The organism is Lelliottia sp. AC1 (assembly GCF_023278595.1).
GTDB classification, from domain to species: Bacteria; Pseudomonadota; Gammaproteobacteria; order Enterobacterales; family Enterobacteriaceae; genus Enterobacter; species Enterobacter nimipressuralis.
This window is the reverse complement of record NZ_CP025699.1, coordinates 913,017-926,397: the sequence shown is the minus strand read 5'-3', so window position 1 is coordinate 926,397 and position 13,381 is coordinate 913,017. Positions and strand designations below refer to the sequence as shown.

Annotated in this window: 15 protein-coding genes; 8 read left to right on the top strand and 7 right to left on the bottom strand. The window is 53.5% G+C overall.

Translation table 11 applies throughout. The features are described 5' to 3' along the window. Positions 1-591 precede the first annotated feature (591 nt). Entirely contained in the window at positions 592-1,158 is a 567-nt protein-coding gene (gene gmhB, locus C0560_RS04320; RefSeq protein ID WP_248859699.1) for a D-glycero-beta-D-manno-heptose 1,7-bisphosphate 7-phosphatase, read from the bottom strand. A 188-nt stretch (positions 1,159-1,346) separates the two neighbouring features. Here gmhB and metN point away from each other — a divergent pair, with 188 nt between their 5' ends. The 6 genes from metN (at position 1,347) to proS (ending at position 6,926) form a co-directional block, all read left to right on the top strand. Next, positions 1,347-2,378 (top strand): methionine ABC transporter ATP-binding protein MetN, encoded by a 1,032-nt coding sequence (gene metN / locus C0560_RS04315; protein WP_123429449.1) that lies wholly within the window; start codon positions 1,347-1,349, stop codon positions 2,376-2,378. After that, positions 2,371-3,024 carry a methionine ABC transporter permease MetI gene (locus C0560_RS04310; protein WP_014830730.1) on the top strand — a complete coding sequence of 218 codons (654 nt, stop codon included), beginning with the start codon at positions 2,371-2,373 and terminating at the stop codon, positions 3,022-3,024. Before metN ends, C0560_RS04310 begins: the two co-directional genes overlap by 8 nt. 38 nt (positions 3,025-3,062) lie before the next feature. Further along, positions 3,063-3,878 carry a methionine ABC transporter substrate-binding lipoprotein MetQ gene (gene metQ, locus C0560_RS04305; protein WP_248859698.1) on the top strand — a complete coding sequence of 272 codons (816 nt, stop codon included), beginning with the start codon at positions 3,063-3,065 and terminating at the stop codon, positions 3,876-3,878. Between the two features lie 107 nt (positions 3,879-3,985). Next, positions 3,986-4,390 carry an Rcs stress response system protein RcsF gene (rcsF, locus tag C0560_RS04300; protein WP_100777536.1) on the top strand — a complete coding sequence of 135 codons (405 nt, stop codon included), beginning with the start codon at positions 3,986-3,988 and terminating at the stop codon, positions 4,388-4,390. Further along, positions 4,387-5,094, top strand: coding sequence for a tRNA (N6-threonylcarbamoyladenosine(37)-N6)-methyltransferase TrmO (gene tsaA / locus C0560_RS04295; protein WP_248859697.1), 708 nt, complete (start codon positions 4,387-4,389; stop codon positions 5,092-5,094). The genes rcsF and tsaA overlap by 4 nt, the downstream gene beginning before the upstream one ends. 113 nt (positions 5,095-5,207) lie before the next feature. Further along, positions 5,208-6,926 (top strand): proline--tRNA ligase, encoded by a 1,719-nt coding sequence (proS, locus tag C0560_RS04290; RefSeq protein ID WP_123429451.1) that lies wholly within the window; start codon positions 5,208-5,210, stop codon positions 6,924-6,926. Between the two features lie 51 nt (positions 6,927-6,977). Here the strand turns inward: proS and nlpE are convergent, their stop codons facing one another. The 3 genes from nlpE to C0560_RS04275 are packed head-to-tail and all read right to left on the bottom strand — an operon-like array spanning position 6,978 to position 8,675. Beyond that, a complete protein-coding gene (gene nlpE, locus C0560_RS04285; protein WP_100777539.1) occupies positions 6,978-7,676 on the bottom strand; it encodes an envelope stress response activation lipoprotein NlpE in 699 nt (232 codons plus the stop codon). Positions 7,677-7,710: 34 nt separating this feature from the next. Next, a complete protein-coding gene (gene arfB, locus C0560_RS04280; protein ID WP_100777540.1) occupies positions 7,711-8,133 on the bottom strand; it encodes an alternative ribosome rescue aminoacyl-tRNA hydrolase ArfB in 423 nt (140 codons plus the stop codon). After that, positions 8,130-8,675, bottom strand: coding sequence for a YaeQ family protein (locus tag C0560_RS04275; RefSeq protein ID WP_181827361.1), 546 nt, complete (start codon positions 8,673-8,675; stop codon positions 8,130-8,132). Before C0560_RS04275 ends, arfB begins: the two co-directional genes overlap by 4 nt. A gap of 198 nt (positions 8,676-8,873) precedes the next feature. Here C0560_RS04275 and C0560_RS04270 point away from each other — a divergent pair, with 198 nt between their 5' ends. Together C0560_RS04270 and rof are read left to right on the top strand one after the other, a co-directional pair. Continuing rightward, positions 8,874-9,074, top strand: coding sequence for a YaeP family protein (locus C0560_RS04270; RefSeq protein WP_095280858.1), 201 nt, complete (start codon positions 8,874-8,876; stop codon positions 9,072-9,074). Next, positions 9,061-9,321, top strand: coding sequence for a Rho-binding antiterminator (gene rof, locus C0560_RS04265; protein ID WP_100777542.1), 261 nt, complete (start codon positions 9,061-9,063; stop codon positions 9,319-9,321). Before C0560_RS04270 ends, rof begins: the two co-directional genes overlap by 14 nt. Positions 9,322-9,349: 28 nt before the next feature. Here the strand turns inward: rof and tilS are convergent, their stop codons facing one another. From tilS to C0560_RS04250, 3 genes are all read right to left on the bottom strand, one after another. Then, positions 9,350-10,636, bottom strand: a complete 1,287-nt coding sequence (gene tilS, locus C0560_RS04260) for a tRNA lysidine(34) synthetase TilS (protein WP_248859696.1) — start codon at positions 10,634-10,636, stop codon at positions 9,350-9,352. Positions 10,637-10,698: 62 nt separating this feature from the next. Beyond that, positions 10,699-11,088: a VOC family protein gene (locus C0560_RS04255; protein WP_100777544.1), complete on the bottom strand. Its 390-nt coding sequence runs from the start codon at positions 11,086-11,088 to the stop codon at positions 10,699-10,701. A 58-nt stretch (positions 11,089-11,146) separates the two neighbouring features. Continuing rightward, positions 11,147-13,285 carry a lysine decarboxylase LdcC gene (locus tag C0560_RS04250; protein WP_248859695.1) on the bottom strand — a complete coding sequence of 713 codons (2,139 nt, stop codon included), beginning with the start codon at positions 13,283-13,285 and terminating at the stop codon, positions 11,147-11,149. Positions 13,286-13,381 lie beyond the last annotated feature (96 nt).

Sequence of the window (13,381 nt, the reverse complement as noted above, 5' to 3'; positions counted from 1 at the left end):
GGCAAGAGGCCCGAAGGTCCCCCTCTTTGGTCTTGCGACGTTATGCGGTATTAGCTACCGTTTCCAGTAGTTATCCCCCTCCATCAGGCAGTTTCCCAGACATTACTCACCCGTCCGCCGCTCGTCACCCGAGAGCAAGCTCTCTGTGCTACCGCTCGACTTGCATGTGTTAGGCCTGCCGCCAGCGTTCAATCTGAGCCATGATCAAACTCTTCAATTTAAGTTTGATGCTCGTGAATTAAACTTCGTAATGAATTACGTATGTTCACTCAGAGACTTTGGTATTCATTTAGCGTCTTNCGACGTTTAGAATCCATGTCACTTTGAGTGCCCACACAGATTGTCTGATAAATTGTTAAAGAGCAGTGCAACGCGGCTTTCGCTCACCGTTGCGAGGTGGCGTATATTACGCTTTCCTCTTTCAGAGTCAACCCTGAATCTCAGGATTTTTTCTCTTCAACCGAACCGGCTGTTTGTGTGAAGTGATTCACATCTGCCGTGTCGATGGAGGCGCATTATAGGGAGCTTCCGAGGAATGACAAGCGGAAAAATACATTTTTTTTTCAACCGCTCATTTTTTCAACTCAGCGCCTATTTTTGCTGCATTTTGAGCGCTTTTGGCAGCTCAGCAAGGCTATTCAGTACCAGATCTGCCGCGCTTTCAGCTTCTAGGGTAACCGGCTTACCGGTGCGAACTAATACTTTAGTGCCCACACCTGCTGCTGTTGCCGCCTGCATATCTTCCAGTTTGTCGCCCACCATATAAGAAGAGGCCATATCAATGTGCAGGAATTCCTGCGCAGAGATAAACATCCCAGGATGAGGTTTACGGCAATCACATGTCTGGCGGTATTCTTCGACGGTCCCTTGCGGGTGATGCGGACAATAATAGATACCGTCCAGCTCGACATCCCGATCGGCCAGTGACCAGTCCATCCACTCGGTCAGCGTTTCGAATTGCGCTTCGGTAAATTTACCCCGGGCGATCCCCGACTGATTGGTCACCACCACCAGCGCATACCCCATCCCTTTAAGTTCGCGCATGGCGTCAATAACGCCGTCGATGAATTCGAACTCATCAATCTCATGCACATAACCGTGATCGACATTAATGGTGCCGTCACGATCGAGAAAAATTGCGGGTACTGATTTTGCCACGGGTTTGCTCCTGAAAAAGGCATGTGCCGCTATTATCTCATGTTTCACCGCGCAAGAAAGTGCTCATCGCGCACAGTTGGATTGATTTAGACGTCTGGATGCCTTAACATCCATTTTGTTTACGGTTGAACCCCGTATCTGGCAGAACAAAATGCCACGGCTAACTTACATACGATAAAAATAATCTAATGATTAAACTTTCCAATATCACCAAAGTGTTCCAGCAAGGAACCCGAACCATTCAGGCGCTGAACAATGTCAGCCTGCATGTTCCGGCTGGACAGATTTATGGCGTCATTGGCGCATCGGGTGCCGGTAAAAGTACGCTCATCCGTTGCGTTAACCTGCTCGAGCGTCCGACCGAAGGTAGCGTCCAGGTTGGCGGCCAGGAGCTGACCAAACTTTCCGAAAAAGAATTAACTCAGGCCCGTCGTCAGATAGGCATGATCTTCCAGCACTTTAACCTGCTGGCATCACGCACTGTTTTTGGTAACGTCGCGCTTCCGCTGGAGCTGGACAACACGCCAAAAGAAGAAGTGAAGCGCCGGGTAACCGAGCTGCTGGAGTTGGTTGGCCTGTCTGATAAGCATGACAGCTACCCGGCTAATCTTTCCGGTGGCCAGAAACAGCGCGTGGCGATTGCCCGTGCGCTGGCAAGCAACCCTAAAGTGCTGCTCTGCGATGAAGCCACCAGCGCACTGGATCCGGCAACCACCCGCTCTATTCTGGAATTATTGAAAGACATTAACCGTCGCCTCGGGCTGACCATCCTTCTTATTACTCATGAGATGGATGTCGTTAAGCGCATTTGCGACTGCGTTGCGGTAATCAGCAACGGTGAACTGATCGAGCAGGACACCGTCAGCGAAGTGTTCTCGCATCCGAAAACGCCCCTTGCCCAGCAGTTCATTCAATCCACTCTGCACCTGGATATTCCGGAAGATTATCTGGCGCGTTTAAAAGTGGAATCAGCTCCTGACAGCGTTCCAATGCTGCGCATGGAATTCACCGGTCAGTCCGTTGACGCCCCTCTGCTTTCCGAAACCGCACGTCGCTTTAATGTGAATAACAACATTATTAGCGCTCAGATGGATTACGCCGGTGGCGTGAAGTTCGGCATCATGCTGACGGAAATGCACGGAACACAAGAAGAGACGCAAGCCGCAATTGCCTGGCTGCAGGAACACCATGTAAAAGTAGAGGTACTGGGTTATGTCTGAGCCGATGATGTGGCTGCTGGTTCGCGGCGTTTGGGAAACGCTGGCAATGACCTTCGTATCAGGATTCTTTGGTTTTGTGATTGGCCTGCCGGTTGGCGTGCTGCTGTACGTCACGCGTCCAGGGCAAATTATCGAAAACGCGAAGCTTTATCGAACGCTCTCTGCGCTGGTAAACATCTTCCGTTCGATTCCTTTTATCATCCTTCTAGTGTGGATGATTCCATTTACTCGTGTCATCGTGGGGACATCGATTGGTCTGCAGGCTGCCATTGTGCCGCTGACCGTAGGCGCCGCGCCGTTTATCGCGCGTATGGTTGAGAATGCTCTGCTCGAAATTCCAACCGGTCTGATCGAAGCCTCTCGTGCCATGGGCGCGACGCCAATGCAGATCGTACGCAAAGTGCTGTTACCCGAAGCGCTGCCAGGTCTGGTGAATGCGGCCACGATTACCCTTATCACGCTGGTCGGGTATTCCGCCATGGGCGGTGCTGTCGGGGCGGGTGGTCTGGGTCAGATCGGCTATCAATATGGTTATATTGGTTATAACGCTACCGTAATGAACACCGTTCTGATATTGCTGGTTGTGCTGGTTTATCTCATTCAATTCTCTGGCGATCGCATCGTCCGGGCTGTTACTCACAAATAACGTTACACAACGCAAACTCGACGAATTAAGGATATAACATGACGTTTAAATTGAAGACCTTTGCTGCGGTAGGCGCACTGATCGGCTCCCTGGCTCTGGTGGGTTGCGGTCAGGATGAAAAAGATCCAAACCATATCAAAGTGGGCGTCATTGTTGGCGCTGAGCAGCAGGTTGCAGAAGTAGCGCAGAAAGTCGCAAAAGAGAAGTATGGCCTGGACGTTGAGCTGGTAACCTTTAACGACTACGTTCTGCCGAACGAAGCGCTGAGCAAAGGCGACATCGACGCTAACGCCTTCCAGCACAAACCATACCTGGATCAGCAGATTAAAGATCGTGGCTACAAACTGGTTGCCGTAGCGAACACCTTCGTTTACCCAATTGCTGGCTACTCTAAAAAAATCAAATCTCTGGAAGAGCTGCAGCCGGGTTCTCAGGTCGCGATTCCTAACGACCCAACCAACCTGGGCCGTTCCCTGCTGCTGCTGCAGAAAGTGAGTCTGATCAAACTGAAAGATGGCGTGGGCTTGCTGCCAACCGTGCTGGATGTGACTGAAAACCCGAAAAACCTGAAGCTGGTTGAGCTGGAAGCACCACAGCTGCCACGCTCTCTGGACGATGCGCAGATTGCTCTGGCGGTGATCAATACCACTTACGCCAGCCAGATTGGCCTGACGCCGGCAAAAGACGGCATCTTTGTTGAAGACAAAGACTCCCCGTACGTTAACCTGATCGTGAGCCGCGAAGATAACAAAGACGCGGAAAACGTGAAAAAATTCGTTCAGGCATACCAGTCTGAAGAAGTTTACCAGGAAGCCAACAAAGTGTTTAACGGCGGCGCTGTTAAAGGCTGGTAATCTGACCTTTCTGTAATATCATTCAAGACGGGCGAAAGCCCGTCTTGTCATTTATGCAGGCAACTGATTCAATAACTGACGATTTGATTATTCATTGAGGAAATATTATGCGTGCTTTACCGATCTGTCTTTTAGCACTCATGCTGAGCGGCTGTTCAATGCTAAGCAGATCTCCTGTTGAACCTGTTAAAAGCACTGCAACCCCACCGAAGGTGGAGCCAGCAAAACCAAAACCGCCGCGTCCTGCGCCGGTAAGAATCTACACCAAAGCTGAAGATCTGATTGGCAAGCCATTCCGCGATCTGGGTGAAGTCACCGGCGAATCCTGCCAGGCCAGCAATCAGGACTCTCCGCCAAACATCCCAACGGCGCGTAAACGCCTGCAGATTAATGCCGCCAAAATGAAAGCCAACGCCGTCTTGCTGCACAGCTGTGAAGTTACCAGCGGTACGCCAGGCTGCTATCGTCAGGCTGTGTGTATGGGCAACGCCCTTAACGTCACGGCTAAATGAGTGCATTTCAGTTTGAGCAGATAGGTGTTATCCGCTCGCCTTATAAAGAGAAGTTTGCCGTGCCACGCCAGCCGGGTCTGGTCAAAAGCTGCGGCGGCGAACTTCACTTAATTGCCCCTTATAACCAGGCCGATGCGGTGCGTGGCCTGGAGGCATTCAGCCATCTTTGGGTGCTGTTTATCTTTCATCAAACGATGGAAGGTGGCTGGCGCCCGACGGTACGCCCTCCCCGACTGGGCGGGAATGCCAGAATGGGGGTGTTTGCCACGCGTTCGACCTTCCGCCCAAATCCTGTAGGCATGTCGCTCGTGGAGCTACAAGGCATTCGCTGCCAGAAGGATCAGGTGATTCTACAGTTAGGCAGTCTGGATCTGGTCGACGGCACGCCCGTGGTGGATATCAAACCCTATTTGCCCTTTGCCGAAGCGCTGCCCGACGCTCGCGCGAGCTATGCCCAGCAGGCCCCAACGGCAGATATACCCGTTGGATTCACCGCAGAGGTCTGCGCACAGCTCCTGCATCTGGAAAAGCGTTACCCTCGCCTGAAAGATTTTATTGTCGACGTTCTGGCGCAAGATCCGCGACCCGCCTACAGAAAAGAGGAAGAGGCAGGCAAAACATACGCCGTCCTGTTGCTCGATTTTAACGTCCGCTGGCGCGTCACCGAGGCAGGTTTTGAAGTCTTTGCGCTGGAAGAGCGCTAATTTTATTTTTCCTCTCTTTTGGCATCTTTGCCACACTGGTAAACTAAACCACTTTTTTTGTGTCAGTCTGACGTTTCAGCCTGGTCCAATCGTCGAAATGGAACCGTAACAACATGCGTACTAGCCAATATCTGCTCTCCACACTGAAGGAGACACCTGCCGACGCTGAAGTCATCAGCCACCAGCTGATGCTGCGCGCCGGGATGATCCGCAAGCTGGCCTCCGGGTTGTACACCTGGTTGCCGACCGGCCTGCGCGTCCTGAAAAAAGTCGAAAACATCGTGCGTGAAGAGATGAACAACGCCGGTGCTATCGAGGTGTCCATGCCTGTGGTTCAGCCCGCTGACCTGTGGATGGAAAGTGGTCGCTGGGAGCAGTACGGCCCGGAACTGCTGCGCTTTGTTGATCGCGGCGAGCGTCCGTTTGTGCTCGGCCCAACGCATGAAGAAGTGATCACTGACCTGATCCGTAACGAGCTGAACTCGTACAAACAGCTGCCGCTGAACTTCTTCCAGATCCAGACCAAGTTCCGTGACGAAGTTCGCCCGCGTTTCGGCGTGATGCGTTCCCGCGAATTCCTGATGAAAGATGCCTACTCTTTCCATACCTCACAGGAATCTCTGCAGGAAACTTACGACGTGATGTACGGTGCCTACAGCAAAATCTTCTCCCGTATGGGTCTGGATTTCCGCGCTGTACAGGCTGATACCGGTTCAATCGGCGGTAGCGCCTCCCACGAATTCCAGGTGCTGGCTCAGAGCGGCGAAGATGATGTGATCTTCTCCGATACCTCTGACTACGCGGCGAACATCGAATTTGCCGAAGCGCTGGCACCAGCCACTCCGCGCGCAGCGGCGACCGAAGAGATGAAACTGGTCGACACGCCAAACGCGAAAACCATCGCCGAGCTGGTTGAGCAGTTCAATCTGCCGATTGAGAAAACGGTGAAAACGCTGCTGGTGAAATCCGTTGAAGGTAGCGCGTATCCGCTGGTTGCCCTGCTGGTTCGTGGCGATCACGAGCTGAACGAAGTGAAAGCCGAAAAACTGCCGCAGGTCGCAAGCCCGCTGACATTTGCTACCGAAGCGGAAATCCGCGCGGTGATTAATGCAGGTCCAGGTTCGCTGGGTCCGGTTAATCTGCCGGTTCCAGTCGTTATCGACCGTACCGTTGCCGCCATGAGCGATTTCTCTGCTGGCGCGAACATCGACGGTAAGCACTACTTTGGCATCAACTGGGAGCGCGACACCGCGACGCCAGAAGTGGCGGATATCCGTAACGTGGTTGCCGGCGATCCAAGCCCGGACGGCCAGGGTCATCTTCAGATTAAACGCGGTATCGAAGTAGGCCACATCTTCCAGCTGGGGACGAAGTACTCTCAGGCGCTGAACGCAGCCGTTCAGGGTGAAGACGGTCGTAACCAGACCCTGACCATGGGTTGCTACGGTATCGGTGTGACGCGCGTTGTGGCTGCTGCCATTGAGCAGAACCACGACGAGCGCGGCATCGTCTGGCCAGACAATATCGCGCCGTTCCAGGTAGCAATTTTGCCAATGAACATGCACAAGTCTTACCGTGTTCAGGAACTGGCTGAGAAACTGTACAGCGAACTGCGCGCGCAGGGCATCGAAGTGCTGATGGACGACCGTAAAGAGCGTCCGGGCGTGATGTTTGCTGATATGGAACTGATCGGTATCCCACACACAGTCGTCATCGGCGACCGTAACCTCGACAGCGACGAGATTGAATACAAATACCGTCGCAGCGGCGAGAAGCAGATGATCAAGACTGGCGACATTCTTGATTACCTGGTGAAAGCCATCAAAGGTTAAAACATAAAAAACCCCGCCTCGGCGGGGTTTTCTTTTACGTCTGATTCAGTCCTACTTGCTGTCGCAGTCTTTACCCGCCACAAACTTCGCATTCTTATCCGTCACCAGCGTTTTGACCATCTCACCGCTGTCAGGGTTCGGCTCCAGCGTGAAGTGACCGTCCACCGTCAACAGTACCGGCTTGCTGTCATTCCCGCGCGCCACGGCATAATCACGTTCCAGCTGGGCATTATTCGCCACACTCACTTTTTTGCCTGTTACACAGTCGGTGAAGACCGCTGCATCCGCCATGTAGAAATACATGCCGCGCATTGCCATTGGGGTGGACGGCAGCGCCGCTTTAACTGGCGCAAGGGTGTAATTAAACTGGGACTCGATTGGATTCCCTTCTCGATCCAGCATCTCCATGCCCTCGCCTTTGGCACGGAAATAGGTTTTCTCGCCTTCAGCATCCGTCAGCACCAGCTTCTCAGCCGTGCGTGCCCATTTGCCATAAGATGCAAATGAAGAGGGCTCTTTCGCGCCCTGATAGCGCTGGTTCATCACCCATGAACCGTCCTTTTCCAGGAACAGTGTCGTTTCAATACCTTCACAGTCTGCGCATGGCAGAACGCCGCGCCAGCTCTGCTGCATCGGCTTTAACTCTTCGGAGTGCGTCGGTTGCAGAGTCTGCATCTCGGCGCGGTTGTTACACCCTATTAATGCAAACAGTGTGGACGCGGCCAACACTGACAATATCGCTTTATTCACGATGAATTCCTTATAGCAATGTAATCCTGGTACGTTATTCCTGGGGCCGACGTACTTTTCCACGCAGTGATTTTACGGTGGATTTCTGCGCTTTTGATGACAATCGGCGCTCTTTCGACGCCCGCGTTGGTCGCGTGGCCCGGCGGCTTTTTTGCACCGCAGTAAGCTCCTGTATGACCGCCACCAGCCGGGAAAGTGCGGCTTCGCGATTCAAATCCTGGCTGCGGTACTCTTGCGCCTTAATAATGATGACGCCATCGCTGGTAATCAGATGATGGCTGGCAGCCAGCAGGGCTTCTTTATAGGACTCTGGCAGGCTGGAGGCCCGAATGTCAAAGCGCAGATGAATCGCCGTTGAGGCTTTATTTACATGCTGGCCGCCCGCCCCCTGAGCCCGGATCGCGGTAATTTCCAGCTCATTATCGGGAATGGTAACGGTTCGGGACACCACAATCATGACGGGGATTGCCACGCAGTCAGATGAATTTCCAGATTATTCTGAGCATCAGACAGCCAGATTGACCCATCCTGAATCGTCGCCTGCAGTGCCATCGTACGGGTGGCAAACGCGGTCAGTTGCGCCAGCTGTTCGTCATCCAGATACCATACCGACAGGTGCGAATACTGCGCGCATTTACGCTGGTTTTGCTGCCACCAGATCTCCGCAGCACGTTGATTATAGGCGAAAATCGCGACTTCAGCCGCCTGAGTGCAGGCCTTTTTGATACGACGCTCGTCCGGCAGACCCAGTTCGATCCACAAATCGATACCCATATGATCGTTACGCAGCCAGGCTTCCGGCTCTTCTTCAGCGCTCAAACCACGCGTAAATTGCAGGCGTTCATTGGCGTACTTAATCCACGCCAGCAGGCGCAGCATCATGCGCTCCTGCGTTTCGGACGGGTGACGGGCCAGCGTTAACGACGCATCGAGAAACTGGTTGCGGTCAAGGTCAGCTACGTTGACTACCGCTTTATAAATTGTCGCTTTCAGCGCCATGAGAGAACTCCATTCGAATCAGGTGCCCATTGTAGCGAAATTCCGGCCAAAAGGCTGTTACGCAGCGGCGAATCTCAGCAATATCAAGGCGCTGATATTGCTTGAATGAGTATGGTATAGTCACCTTGCTAAACCGAGTTTATCTTCGTAGGCTTAAGTGTATCTCACAGTAACGTCAGTGCGCTGGCAGGAGGGGATGTGGAAAATTATTGTGAGTTAATTCGCAAAAGGTATGCGGAAATTGCCAGCGGAGATCTGGGGTATATCCCGGATGCGTTGGGCTGTGTATTGAAAGTGCTGAATGAAGTGGCGTCGGACGCCAGCCTTTCAGAATCGGTCAGGGAAAAAGCGGCGTATGCTGCTGCGAATTTACTGGTGAGCGATTATGTCAATGAATGATACCTATCAACCCATCAACTGTGATGACTACGATAACCTCGAGCTTGCCTGCCAGAATCACCTGATCCTGGCGCTGGCCTTAAAAGACGGCGAGGAGCTGAAAGCAAAAGCGAGTGACCTTGTATCACGTAAGAACGTTGAATATCTGGTCGTCGAAGACGCAGGTGCAACGCGTGAACTTCGTCTCGATAAAATTGCCAGCTTTAGTCATCCGGATATCGGCACCGTTGTGGTGAGCGAATCCTAATTCCTTTTAACGGGCAGCTCACTGCCCGTTACGCTTTCCGCTCGAAACTCACACCCTGTTCCGCCCAGCCTTCCTGCGTGATAAACACGCCCGCCGCCGCAATCAAGTTTTCGCCATAAAAAAGCAGAGGCGTGGAATCACGTAGCCAGGGCGGGATATGGCACTCCTGCCAGATTTTTTTCAGCTTGCGCCCGCCGTTACGACCCACAATGTGTAAATTCCCGCTGGCCTTAAAGCGGATCGTTATCTTTTCACCCGCCTCCGGCAGCCGTACATTCCCGTTACCTTCAAGACAAACCTGGCCCGCACCCTGCGGCAGTTCCCGTGGCTCAAGGATATTGTCCCACGGAAGGATTTCATCGGCCAGGGACGGCTGATGCTTGATCCACCAGAGATGCTCTTTGTAGCGTCTCAGTTCAAAATCGTTAAAGCGTAAGCACGGATTGGCATCTTCGCGCGCCTGCGCGACCTCTTCCCAGATGCGGTTGAGCATGTCGCGCGAGGGCATCTGGGCATCATGACCGGCCAGCCAGCGTCGCAGCAGCGCTCCACGGCGCACCGCGCTCATCGCCTGCAGCGGCGCAATGCGCAGCGCTCGCTCTTGTGACATCAGGCTCTCCAGCTCTTCGCTGAGGAGTTCATCCAGCAAGCTCTCCTGCTCTGCGCATAATTTCGCACTCCTTGCCGTCGACTCGGCAAAATGCGGCCAACGCTGAGAAAGTTCGGGCAAAATGCGCAGGCGAAGGAAGTTCCGGTCGTAGGCGTCATCCTGATTACTTTCATCTTCAATCCAGCAAAGATGATGTTCCTGCGCCCAGCGCTCCAGTGAAGCGCGGGTTTCACCCAGCAATGGGCGTAATAAGTGTGTACCGACAAATTCACTGCGCTCAGCCATCGCGGATAATCCTGCCGGGCCGCTGCCGCGTTTGAGCGCTAATAAGAAGGTTTCACACTGATCGTCGAGATGCTGCGCCGTGACAATCGCTTCGCCGGGCAGAAGTGATTTCTCAAAGGCAGCATAGCGCGCTTTCCGTGCCTGAGCTTCAGTCCCGAGACCTTCATCCAACAGCGTCACACGTTCAATCAAAAGCGGGATATTCCAGGCCAGGCAAAGCGACGCGCAGTGAGCGACCCACTCATCGGCAAAGGGACTCAGCCCGTGATGAATGTGAATCGCGCGGATTTGCACGTCCGGTTCCTTTTCGCGCCATAGCATCAGTCGGTGCAGCAGGACGGTTGAATCCAGGCCACCGCTAAAGCCCACCAGCAGCTGGCGGTAAGGAGAAACTGACTGGGCAATCGCAGGTCGGGTCATAGAGGCGTTCACAGAGAGACAATGCCCGGAAAATTACCGAGCATTGTCATGGATGGCAAGCATTACTGCTGATAAAGCTCCAGCGGCAAACCGTCCGGATCGTTGAAGAATGTAAAGCGCTTGTCAGTAAAGGGATCGATGCGAATGGCTTCGCACTTCACGCCATGCGCGTCGAGATGCTGCACCGCCTGCTCAATATCCCCTACGCTAAAGGCCAGATGGCGAAGCCCACAGGCTTCAGGTCGCGACGGGCGTGCTGGCGGGAAAGGAAAAGAGAACAGCTCAATCACATATTGCCCGTTCAACGCCAGGTCACCTTTCCACGAATCACGCTCGGCGCGATACGCTTCGCTCATCAGCGTGAACCCGAGAATGTCGCAATAAAATGCCTTACTTTTGGCATAGTCAGTCGCAATGATCGCAATATGGTGAACCTGTTTTAAACCCAGCATAGCCTCTCCTTTTTATGAGGAGTAAACGTTACAACCGAGCCCCCTGGCACGCAAGGGCTCAGCTATTTTTTAAGACTCGCACCCAGTAGCCGCCGTTTTCATCGCGTTTCGCCCCGTGAATATCGGTCTCAAATCCGGGATAGTGCCGCCCCACCGAGCACAGCATCAGCAGGAAATCGAGCACAGCCCGGCTTTGTTCGGTAATCATCTCGCCCGGCATCAACAGCGGAACGCCTGGCGGATAAGGCAGGATCATATTCGCCGATATGCGTCCCACCAGATTTTCCAGCTCGATAGTTTCCACTTCCCCTTTCACCTGACGTTGCCAGGCTTTGTGCGGCGTCAGTTTCATTTCAGGTAAAACGTCAAACGCCTGCAGCATCAGCCGGGGCAGATCGTGCTGGCGGATCAGCTTGTGGATCCCCTGAGCCAGATCCTGGATCCGCATATTGCGGTAGAAATCTGGATCCTCGGCATACAGATCCGGCAGCATATTTTTTACCCGCAGATTAAGATCGTAGGCGCGTTTGAACTCCATCAGTCCTCGCAGCAGCCCCATTGCGCGGGTTTTATCGATGCCGATACTGAACAAAAACAGCAGATTGTACGGCCCGGTTTTCTCCACCACTACGCCTCGCTCATCGAGGAATTTCGCCACCAGAGCAGCGGGAATGCCGTCATCGCTCATCGTCCCCTGCTCATCCATTCCCGGCGTCAGAATGGTGACTTTTACCGGATCGAGGAACATATGATCCGCATCAGCATCGCGGAATCCATGCCAGCTCTCGCCTGGCGCGACGGACCAGCACTCCGCTTCATCAATCTCCTCCGGCTGCCAGATATCAAAGAACCAGCCGTCGGCTTCGTCTTTGAGTCGCTGGACCTCTTTGCGGAAATGGAGCGCTCGCTCCACCGAACGATTGATCAAGCGTTTGCCCGGATTCCCCCTCAGCATCGCGGCTGCCGTTTCAATCGAGGCCACCAGCGGATAGCTCGGCGATGTGGTGGTGTGCATCATAAAGGCTTCGTTGAAGGTCTCTTCGTCGTATTCGCCCTTAATGTGGATCAATGATGCCTGCGAGAACGCCGCCAGCATCTTGTGCGTCGACTGGGTTTCGAAGAACACTTTGCCCGGCACCCGCTCACCGCTCATTCCGCTTTTGCCCGCATAGATCGGGTGGAAATTCGTGTAAGGAACCCAGGCGGAATCAAAGTGGATCGAGGGGACATCCAGCGTCTGTTTGATCCAGTTGGTGTTGTAAAGCAGCCCGTCGTAGGTCGAGTTGGTGATCACGGCGTGAATGGGCCAGCTCGCCCCTTCAACAGATGCGACTTTTTGTTCTATGGCGGCGTGGGAAAACTCCCTGCGTGGAATGCCCCCCAGGATGCCTAACGCATTTCGCGTCGGCGACAGCCAGAGCGGGACGACATCGCTCATCATCAGCAGATGGGCCAGCGATTTGTGGCAGTTGCGATCAATCAGCAGCGTACTTCCGGACGGGGCGGCGTACATCCCGACAATCTTATTGGAAGTCGACGTGCCGTTCGTCACCATATAACTCTGCTCGGCGCCGAAGGTGCGGGCAATATACTCTTCCGCCTCCAGGTGCGGGCCGGTGTGATCCAGCAGCGATCCCAGCTCTGTGACCGAAATCGAGACATCCGCTTTCAACGTGTTGCCGCCAAAGAAATCGTAGAACAGGCAGCCCACCGGGCTTTTCTGATACGCCGTACCCGCCATATGGCCCGGCGTGCAGAAGGTGTATTTGCCCTCTTTTACGTAATTGAACAGCGCGCGGGTAAAAGGAGGCGTGATGTTATCGAGATACTCATGCGTGTATTGCTCGATGCGCGTCGCAATATCGTCGGCAGCGCCGAGGGCATACTCAAAAAACCACAGCGCCATGCGCATATCGTGAGCGCTGACGTCCATCGTCGAATGGGTATTGATAAAGGCGTACAGCGGCAGATATTCATTAAGTTGATTGATATCGCTGCACAGCTCCAGGTCGTACTCATCCCAGTCGAAAACGACGCCACAGATGCGCGGATTGTGTTCGATAACCTTCAGCAGATCGGCGCTGTTGTTCGGCCAGATAAGCTGAAATCCGCGGGACTGCAGTGATTTTTCCAGCTCCTTGATGGGCTCGTCTTTATAAAAGACGCCATGTGGACCCATGATGGCAATGATGTTCATGGTCTACCTCCTTGAAAAACATTAGATAAGCATAGCCGAGGTAAACGGCAGGTATAAAAAAAGCCGCAACAGTGTGCGGCTTTTAAGATTTATGTG

What these genes read in the sequence shown, in the direction of transcription:
- metN (WP_123429449.1), top strand. Translation starts at nt 1,347, where the DNA reads ATGATTAAACTTTCCAATATCACCAAAGTGTTCCAGCAAGGAACCCGA.
- C0560_RS04310 (WP_014830730.1), top strand. Translation starts at nt 2,371, where the DNA reads ATGTCTGAGCCGATGATGTGGCTGCTGGTTCGCGGCGTTTGGGAAACG.
- metQ (WP_248859698.1), top strand. Translation starts at nt 3,063, where the DNA reads ATGACGTTTAAATTGAAGACCTTTGCTGCGGTAGGCGCACTGATCGGC.
- rcsF (WP_100777536.1), top strand. Translation starts at nt 3,986, where the DNA reads ATGCGTGCTTTACCGATCTGTCTTTTAGCACTCATGCTGAGCGGCTGT.
- tsaA (WP_248859697.1), top strand. Translation starts at nt 4,387, where the DNA reads ATGAGTGCATTTCAGTTTGAGCAGATAGGTGTTATCCGCTCGCCTTAT.
- proS (WP_123429451.1), top strand. Translation starts at nt 5,208, where the DNA reads ATGCGTACTAGCCAATATCTGCTCTCCACACTGAAGGAGACACCTGCC.
- arfB (WP_100777540.1), bottom strand. Translation starts at nt 8,133, where the DNA reads ATGATTGTGGTGTCCCGAACCGTTACCATTCCCGATAATGAGCTGGAA.
- C0560_RS04275 (WP_181827361.1), bottom strand. Translation starts at nt 8,675, where the DNA reads ATGGCGCTGAAAGCGACAATTTATAAAGCGGTAGTCAACGTAGCTGAC.
- rof (WP_100777542.1), top strand. Translation starts at nt 9,061, where the DNA reads ATGTCAATGAATGATACCTATCAACCCATCAACTGTGATGACTACGAT.
- tilS (WP_248859696.1), bottom strand. Translation starts at nt 10,636, where the DNA reads ATGACCCGACCTGCGATTGCCCAGTCAGTTTCTCCTTACCGCCAGCTG.
- C0560_RS04255 (WP_100777544.1), bottom strand. Translation starts at nt 11,088, where the DNA reads ATGCTGGGTTTAAAACAGGTTCACCATATTGCGATCATTGCGACTGAC.
- C0560_RS04250 (WP_248859695.1), bottom strand. Translation starts at nt 13,285, where the DNA reads ATGAACATCATTGCCATCATGGGTCCACATGGCGTCTTTTATAAAGAC.